This window comes from Devosia sp. (assembly GCF_028290645.1).
In the GTDB taxonomy this organism is placed as follows: Bacteria; Pseudomonadota; Alphaproteobacteria; order Rhizobiales; family Devosiaceae; genus Devosia_A.
This window is the reverse complement of record NZ_JAQGJL010000375.1, coordinates 1-6,766: the sequence shown is the minus strand read 5'-3', so window position 1 is coordinate 6,766 and position 6,766 is coordinate 1. Positions and strand designations below refer to the sequence as shown.

Annotated in this window: 8 protein-coding genes and 1 pseudogene; 3 read left to right on the top strand and 6 right to left on the bottom strand. The window is 66.8% G+C overall.

The window, feature by feature from the left end:
* Positions 1-951: monovalent cation:proton antiporter-2 (CPA2) family protein (locus JWQ89_RS20030; RefSeq protein ID WP_299643992.1), on the bottom strand; the 951-nt coding region annotated here is incomplete at its 3' end.
* Positions 952-1,035: 84 nt separating this feature from the next.
* Positions 1,036-2,250, bottom strand: a complete 1,215-nt coding sequence (locus JWQ89_RS20025; RefSeq protein WP_299643990.1) for an AI-2E family transporter — start codon at positions 2,248-2,250, stop codon at positions 1,036-1,038.
* A 121-nt stretch (positions 2,251-2,371) separates the two neighbouring features.
* On the opposite strand from JWQ89_RS20025, the gene JWQ89_RS20020 reads away from it, so the two are divergent.
* Together JWQ89_RS20020 and JWQ89_RS20015 are read left to right on the top strand one after the other, a co-directional pair.
* Positions 2,372-3,313, top strand: a complete 942-nt coding sequence (locus JWQ89_RS20020; RefSeq protein ID WP_299643988.1) for a nucleoside hydrolase — start codon at positions 2,372-2,374, stop codon at positions 3,311-3,313.
* Positions 3,314-3,379: 66 nt separating this feature from the next.
* Entirely contained in the window at positions 3,380-3,673 is a 294-nt protein-coding gene (locus tag JWQ89_RS20015; RefSeq protein ID WP_299643986.1) for a hypothetical protein, read from the top strand.
* Positions 3,674-3,678: 5 nt separating this feature from the next.
* On the opposite strand, the gene JWQ89_RS20010 is transcribed toward JWQ89_RS20015, so the two are convergent.
* Positions 3,679-4,224 carry a GNAT family N-acetyltransferase gene (locus tag JWQ89_RS20010; protein WP_299643984.1) on the bottom strand — a complete coding sequence of 182 codons (546 nt, stop codon included), beginning with the start codon at positions 4,222-4,224 and terminating at the stop codon, positions 3,679-3,681.
* On the bottom strand, positions 4,221-4,529 hold the full coding sequence (locus JWQ89_RS20005; protein ID WP_299643981.1) for a DUF1778 domain-containing protein: 309 nt from the start codon (positions 4,527-4,529) through the stop codon (positions 4,221-4,223). The genes JWQ89_RS20010 and JWQ89_RS20005 overlap by 4 nt, the downstream gene beginning before the upstream one ends.
* 128 nt (positions 4,530-4,657) lie before the next feature.
* On the opposite strand from JWQ89_RS20005, the gene JWQ89_RS20000 reads away from it, so the two are divergent.
* The gene (locus JWQ89_RS20000) at positions 4,658-5,275 is read left to right on the top strand and encodes a LysE family translocator (protein ID WP_299643979.1); all 618 of its coding nucleotides are present in this window, start codon (positions 4,658-4,660) and stop codon (positions 5,273-5,275) included.
* A 5-nt stretch (positions 5,276-5,280) separates the two neighbouring features.
* Here the strand turns inward: JWQ89_RS20000 and JWQ89_RS19995 are convergent, their stop codons facing one another.
* Positions 5,281-6,048, bottom strand: a complete 768-nt coding sequence (locus JWQ89_RS19995; protein ID WP_299643977.1) for an NYN domain-containing protein — start codon at positions 6,046-6,048, stop codon at positions 5,281-5,283.
* Positions 6,049-6,058: 10 nt separating this feature from the next.
* Positions 6,059-6,766, bottom strand: a pseudogene (locus JWQ89_RS19990) (phosphomannomutase); the annotation flags it as partial.

Below are 6,766 nucleotides of genomic sequence, written 5' to 3'. Positions count from 1 at the left end.
GATCACCAGCAGCGCGATAATCTGCCAGTTGGCGGCCACCACATTGAGGTCGAGCGACATGCCGACGGCGAGAAAGAACAGCCCGAGCAAGAGCCCGCGGAACGGCTCCACATCGGCCTCGAGCTGGTGCCGGAAGGTCGAGGTCGAGAGCAGGACGCCGGCAAGGAACGCCCCCATCGCCATCGACAGCCCGCCGATCTGCATGATCAGCGCGGCGCCCAGCACCACCAGCAGCGCTGCCGCGGTCATGACCTCGCGCGCCTTGGCTTCGGCGAGGATGCGGAACACCGGGTTCAGCACCCAGCGGCCGGCGAACACCACCGTCACCACCGAGGCCGCCGCGACGCCGATGCTGATCCAGCGCTGGCCGGCGGTTGCATCGGTGTCGAGGCCGGGCGACAGCAAGGCCACGATCGCCAGCAGCGGCACGATCGAGAGGTCCTCGAGCAGCAGGATCGAGACGATCTTCTGCCCGCCCGGACTTTGCAGCTCGCCGCGCTCGGCGAGGATCTGCATGACGATGGCAGTCGAGGTGAGCACGAACCCCATGCCGGCGACGAAAGCCACCTCCGGCTTCAGCCCCATCAGGTACATCCCGGCGACGGTGAGCAGCGCGCCGCACAGCACCACCTGCAGCACGCCGAGCCCGAAGATCTGCCGCCGCAGCGCCCAGAGTCGGGCCGGCTCCATCTCGAGCCCGACGATGAACAGGAACAGCACCACGCCCAGCTCTGCCGCATGCAGCACCGACTGTGGATCGCTGACCAGCCCGAGCCCGAACGGCCCGATGGCGAGCCCCGCGGCGAGATAGCCGAGCACCGAGCCCAGCCCCAGCCGCCGGAACAGCGGCACCGCGATGACGCCGGCGCCCAAGAGGGAGACGACCTGGATGAGATCGACCCCGCCAAGTGCGGCAACCGCTGCTGCGTGCGCCACGGCCTCACCCGCCATCTCTTACCTCGCCCAAATCGGAATAGCGAAGCGTGAGGCCTTCGCCCGGGACCGTCAAGGCTGCCGCGATGGGCAGGTGGAGCTTCAGGGCGTCGCCGCTGCCTTTGTCGGCTTGCGCTTGGCCGGAGCCTTGTCCGGCGCAGCCGTATCTGCCGGCTTCTCGCTCGCAGCCGGCTGGGCTTCGGCATGCCGCAGCACCCGCTTCGGGACCGGCGGCCGCATCGGCAGGATATGCCGCACGATGGAGAAGAGGACCAGCAGCGAGGGGACGGCGATGAACCCGCCGATCGGTCCCCAGGTCCACAGCCAGTAGGTGATCGCGAACAGGATCAGGAACGGGTTGATCATCATCGTCCGGCCCAGCAGCTGCGGCGTGACGAAATTGCCCTCGACGAAGTTGAGCACCAGGTAGAGCCCGACCGGCAGCAGCGCCCCCTCGAGCCCGTTGAGCGTACCGAGCCCGACCGCGAACAGGATCACCACCATCACCGCCTGCCCGACGAACGGGATGAAGTTCAGCACCGCCGCGAGCGCCCCCCACAGGATCGGCGTCGGCATCCCGATCGCCGCCATCAGCGCCGCCACGCCGATCCCCATGCCGATATTGATGGCAGTGACGGTGAGCAGGAACTTCGAGACCTGTTCCTCCACGTCGCGGAACACATGCGCGGTGCGCCAGCGCACCCGCCGCGTCGTGCACAGCGACAGCACGAAAATGCGGATCTGGTCGCGGGTGGCCATGAAGAAATAGAGGCTGGCGAGGAAGATCAGCATCCCCGCCAGCAGCGCCGGCGCCGTCAGGGCGACATCCTGCACCCCGCTGCCGTCCTCGACCTGCACGGTCACCGTCGCGGGATCGGCGCCCAGCACCTGCTGCACCTGCTGCTGGAGCGCACCCACCGCGCTGAGCGGCTCCTTCCAGTTGGCAAGCTCCCTGCGGAAGGCCTCCCAGATGATCGGGATCCGTTCGACCAGAGCGCCCACGGGCCCCGCGAACAGCATGGCGCTCAGCGCGATCAGGCCGAGCAGCAGCACCACCACCACCGCCGCCGATATGCCGTCGGGAATGCCGCGCCTGTCCATCATGTCGGCCACCGGGCCGAACATCAGCCCCACCGTGACCGCGAGGAACACCGGCGCCAGCACCACCTCGCCGAGCTTCAGCGCGATCAGCACCGCCAGCGCCCCCATGGCGACGAGGGAAAGTTGCGAGGCGTTGGAGAGAATGCGTTCGAAACGGGTACCGGAGATATCCCGCAACAATCGGGGAGATGGGCCGCGCCGGACTTTGTTGGCCAAGGGTGGGTTCCTCCGACACCCGTAACTCAGCGGCCCGGAACTGGTTCCTTGCGTCGACGCCGGTCCCAAGCCCCTCTATCATATCGCTGGAATCAGTTTCTCAGGGGCTCGCGCTAAACCGATGGCACGCAAGATCATTATCGACACCGACCCGGGCCAGGACGATGCCGTGGCCATCCTCATGGCGCTGGCCTCGCCGGACGACTTCGACGTCCTCGGCATCGTCGCCGTCGCCGGCAACGTGACGCTGGCGCAGAATGCCCGCAATGCGCTCAAAGTCGTCGAGCTCTCCGGCCGCAAGGACATCGCCGTCTATGCCGGCTGCGAGCGCCCGATGCGCCGCCACCTCGTCACCGCGGAACACGTCCATGGCGACACCGGCCTCGACGGCCCCGACCTGCCGCTGCCCAAGCTGCAGCTCGAGGCCCAGCACGGCGTCGATTTCATCATCGAGACGCTGATGTCACACGAGGCCGGCACGGTGACCCTCGCCACCCTCGGGCCGCTGACCAATGTCGCCATGGCGATGATCAAGGAGCCCCGCATCACCCCCCGCATCCAGGAGATCGTGATGATGGGCGGCGGCTATTTCGAGGGTGGCAACATCACCCCGGCCGCCGAGTTCAACATCTATGTCGACCCCGATGCGGCCGACGTGGTGCTGCGCTCGGGCGTGCCGATCGTCATCGTGCCGCTCGACGTCACCCACATGATCCAGTCGACCCCCGAGCGCCTGCAGCGCATCCGCGCCCTGGGCAACAGGGCCGGCGACGCCGTCTACAAGATGCTGAGCTTTTCCGAGCGTTTCGACCTCGCCAAATACGGCTCGGAGGGCGCCCCGCTGCACGATCCCTGCGTCATCGCCTACATGCTGAAGCCCGAATTGTTCAAGGGCCGCCACATCAACGTCGTGGTCGAGACCTCGAGCGAACTCACCGTCGGCATGACCGTCGCCGACTACTGGGGCGTCACCGGCCGCGTGCGCAACGCCACCTACCTGCGCTCCGGCGACGCCGCCAGCTTCTACGCGCTCCTCACGGAGCGCCTGAGCCGGCTGCCGTGAGGCGCCCTCCCGGCGATCCACCGGCAACGGGCATCAAGCTGCCCGTCACCCCCTGAGGGACCGGCGATGCGGCGCGAGGACAGCCCCGGCCTGTTCAGCGCCCTCAGCCGATTGCTGTGCCGCCTCCTCGTCTGGTGCTTCGCCCTGCTCTATCTGCTGGCGCTGCTGCTGAGGGGGATCAGCGCACTGGGCTGGTTCGGCGCTCCGTCGCCGCTGGCGGGCGTGTTCCTCATCGTCCTCGGCCTGCCCTGGACCTTCGGCGCCGCCTGGGTCGACGACGCGATGCAACCCGTCATCGCCGCCCTCGCCCCCGGCGTCACGCTGCTGATCCTCGCCGCGCTCTGCGGCCTGCGACGATAGCGGGGCTATGGCAGCAACGATCTCACGGTCGCCATCGGCATGAAGAACCGCTGCGGGTGTGATGGCAGTGCCGTGAAGCCATAGCTTTCGTAGAGCGCCTTGTGCTTCGCCACCCGGTCGGCGTTTCCGCAGTCGAGCACGTCCAGCATCACTACCGCGATGCCGAGACTTTCTGCCGCGCCGGCGATGCGCTTCAACCCATCGACGAGCAGATCGCCGCCATGCCCCTTCTCCTGATGGCGGCTGTCGACCCCGATCATGGAAATGTAGGCGGCGGGAATGCTGCCATGACCCGGACGGGTCCGAGCATATTTCTGCGGCAGCTCCGTATAGTCCACGGCGTGCGCATTGAGGGCGTAGAACCCGATGACCTCGCCGGCGGCGGCCGTCATCACGAAAACCCTCAGGTTGTCGGCAGTTGCGAGCTTGTTCGCGGTGCGCTTGAAGAAGTTGTCGACCTGCTCGACGCCGCACGAAAAAGCCGCTCGATCATGCCTTTCGGGATCAAGCGGCTCGATGATGTGGAGCGCAGACCGGGTCCGCGCCCTCACTTCGAAAGCACGGTCTTCCGGTGCCGCTCGAATGCCTCGCGCAGGCGTTCCGTCGGCGCGGGGGGATTGTCGAGAGCAGCAAAAAAAGCGGCGTGGTCGACCTGTTGCAGCAGGGTGCGCTCATGTGCGGCGATGGTCTCCAGCGCCGATTTGTAGGCGGCGTTCATCGTGAACACCGAATCGTCGACGCCGGACAGCGCCGCCGCTTGCTGGATGATCTTCTTGATGCGCGGCTTGGTGCGGAAGTTCATCCGCTCACTGTTCCGCTCATCGATCTCCTGCGTCGCATCTTCGAAAGCAAGCATGCCCGCCTCCTCAAAGGTTTGATCAGTTCATGTACGCCTTTGCGGCGTACAGATCAAGGTTCCCGCCATTCCCCCTCGCCAGAGGCGTGCCGTGGCGGTAGAACGCCCCGCTCACTCCGGAGCTCGCCATGGACCTCGTCACCCTCGCCGCCTTCACCATCGCCTACGCCATTGCGGTGATCGTTCCCGGCCCAGGTGTCGCGGCGGTCGTCGGGCGGGCGCTCGGGGGCGGCTTCCGCTCTGCCTTCCCGATGGTGCTGGGCATCCTCGCGGGCGATCTCGTCTACCTGGTGTTCGCGCTGTTCGGCCTCGCCGCCATCGCCACCTGGTTCGGCCCGGTCTTCGTCGTCGTCAAATGGGGCGGCGCGCTCTACCTGCTCTATATCGCCTGGCAGTTCTGGACCGCCGAGCCGGGCTCCGAGCAGATCGGCGCCAAGCGCGACGCCAGCGCCTGGAAGACCTTCCTCTCCGGCTTCGCGCTGACCATGGGCAACCCCAAGACCATCGTCTTCTACCTCGCGCTGCTGCCCACCGTGGTCCCGCTCGACCGACCGATCACCGCACTGGGCTTCGCCGAACTCACCGCCATCGTCGTGGTGGTGCTCCTCATCATCGGCTGCGCCTATGCCGGGCTGGCGGCCGCCGCCCGCGACTTCTTCCAGAGCGCCAAGGCCCTGCGGGTGCTCAACCGCACCGCCGGGGTGATCATGGCGAGTGCCGCGGCTTATGTGGTGGCGCGGGAGTAGCAGTCCTACTCTTTCGCGGTTCCGCTTTTAGCTGCCCTTTTGCTTGTCTCCTCCTGCTTCCCGACCCTGACGGCGAGGTGACCGCCTTCCTGGCGCAGTTCGAGGTTGGGCAGCTTGCGCACGAGGTCGGTCAGTTTCTTGAACCCGTAGGTCCGCGAATCGAAGTCGCTCGCGAGCTTGATGATGTGGCTGCCGAGCGGTGCGAGCAATATCCAGCCACCTTCGCCTTCCACCTCACCAATTGCGCGGACGATGAGGTCTTGCGCTTCGGCGATGGGTTTGAATTGCTGCTGGACGGGTTCGACGGCCCCAGCCTTCATAGCCGGCAGCTTGATCAGGTTCTCGGTGTAGATGAAGCGGCTGCAGGCGTGGCGGAAACTTGGCGGCGTCTTCTGCTCTCCAAACCCATAGACTTCCATGCCCTCTTCCCGCAGACGGCCAGCCAACCGGGTGAAGTCGCTGTCCGATGACACGAGGCAGAACCCGTCGAGCTTGCCGGAATGCAGCAGGTCCATGGCATCGATCACCAATGCGATATCCGAGGCGTTCTTGCCTGTCGTATTCGCGAAGTGTTGCTGAGGCGCGATGGCGTGCTGCGCCAGAACCTCGATCCAGCCGTTCATCTGGTCACTTTTGAAGTTGCCATAGATCCGGCGTACCGTTGCCGAACCAAGCTTCGCGATCTCCTCGAAGAGCCCGTCGGCGATCTTGAACGATGCATTGTCCGCATCGATCAGCACCGCCAGCCGCTTCGTCGCAACGCCATTCGCCACCGCGCTCTCCCTACCTCACCACCGCGCTCGCCGCCGCCAGCCCCCAGGCCAGCAGTTCTTTCGCCCGCTCCGGCGTCACGCCCTCGACGTAGCACCTCAGTTCCGGGGCGTTGCCGGAGGCACGGTAGTGCACCGTATCCCCCGACGTGAGAGCAAACCGTAGCCCATCGATGGTCGAGACGCTCTCCACCTCGCCCACCGGGCCGAAGAATTCCCTGGCATAGCCCGGCCGCTCGACCAGCCCGGTGAGGAACGCGGCGCTGCGCTCGTTGGCGACATGCGCCAGCCGGTCGCTCAGCGCCGCCCGCACCGGCAGGGTCTTGACGAGGCCCGCGAGGCTCTCGCCGAGTTTCGCTGCCGTCGCCAGCACCGCGAGGATCGGCAGCACCGCGTCGCGGGTCGGCAGCGGGCTCAGGATCCGCCCGTTGATCGTCACCTCGCTGCCGAGCAGCAGCCCACCATTGGCTTCGAACCCCACCACCGCGCCGGGCGAGTCGACGGCGGCGCTCTCCATCCCGGCGATGACGAACGGCGAGCCCACCCGGGTGCGATCGACCCGGCCGAACCAGCCTACCCCCTCGATCGCCGAGTTGGAGGTCACCGGCGTCACCACCCGGTCGGCGCCGAGGAAGCGCGCCGCGATCATCCCGAGCACGTCGCCGCGGAGGAATTCGCCATTGCCGTCGATCACCAGCGGCCGGTCGCCGTCGCCATCGGT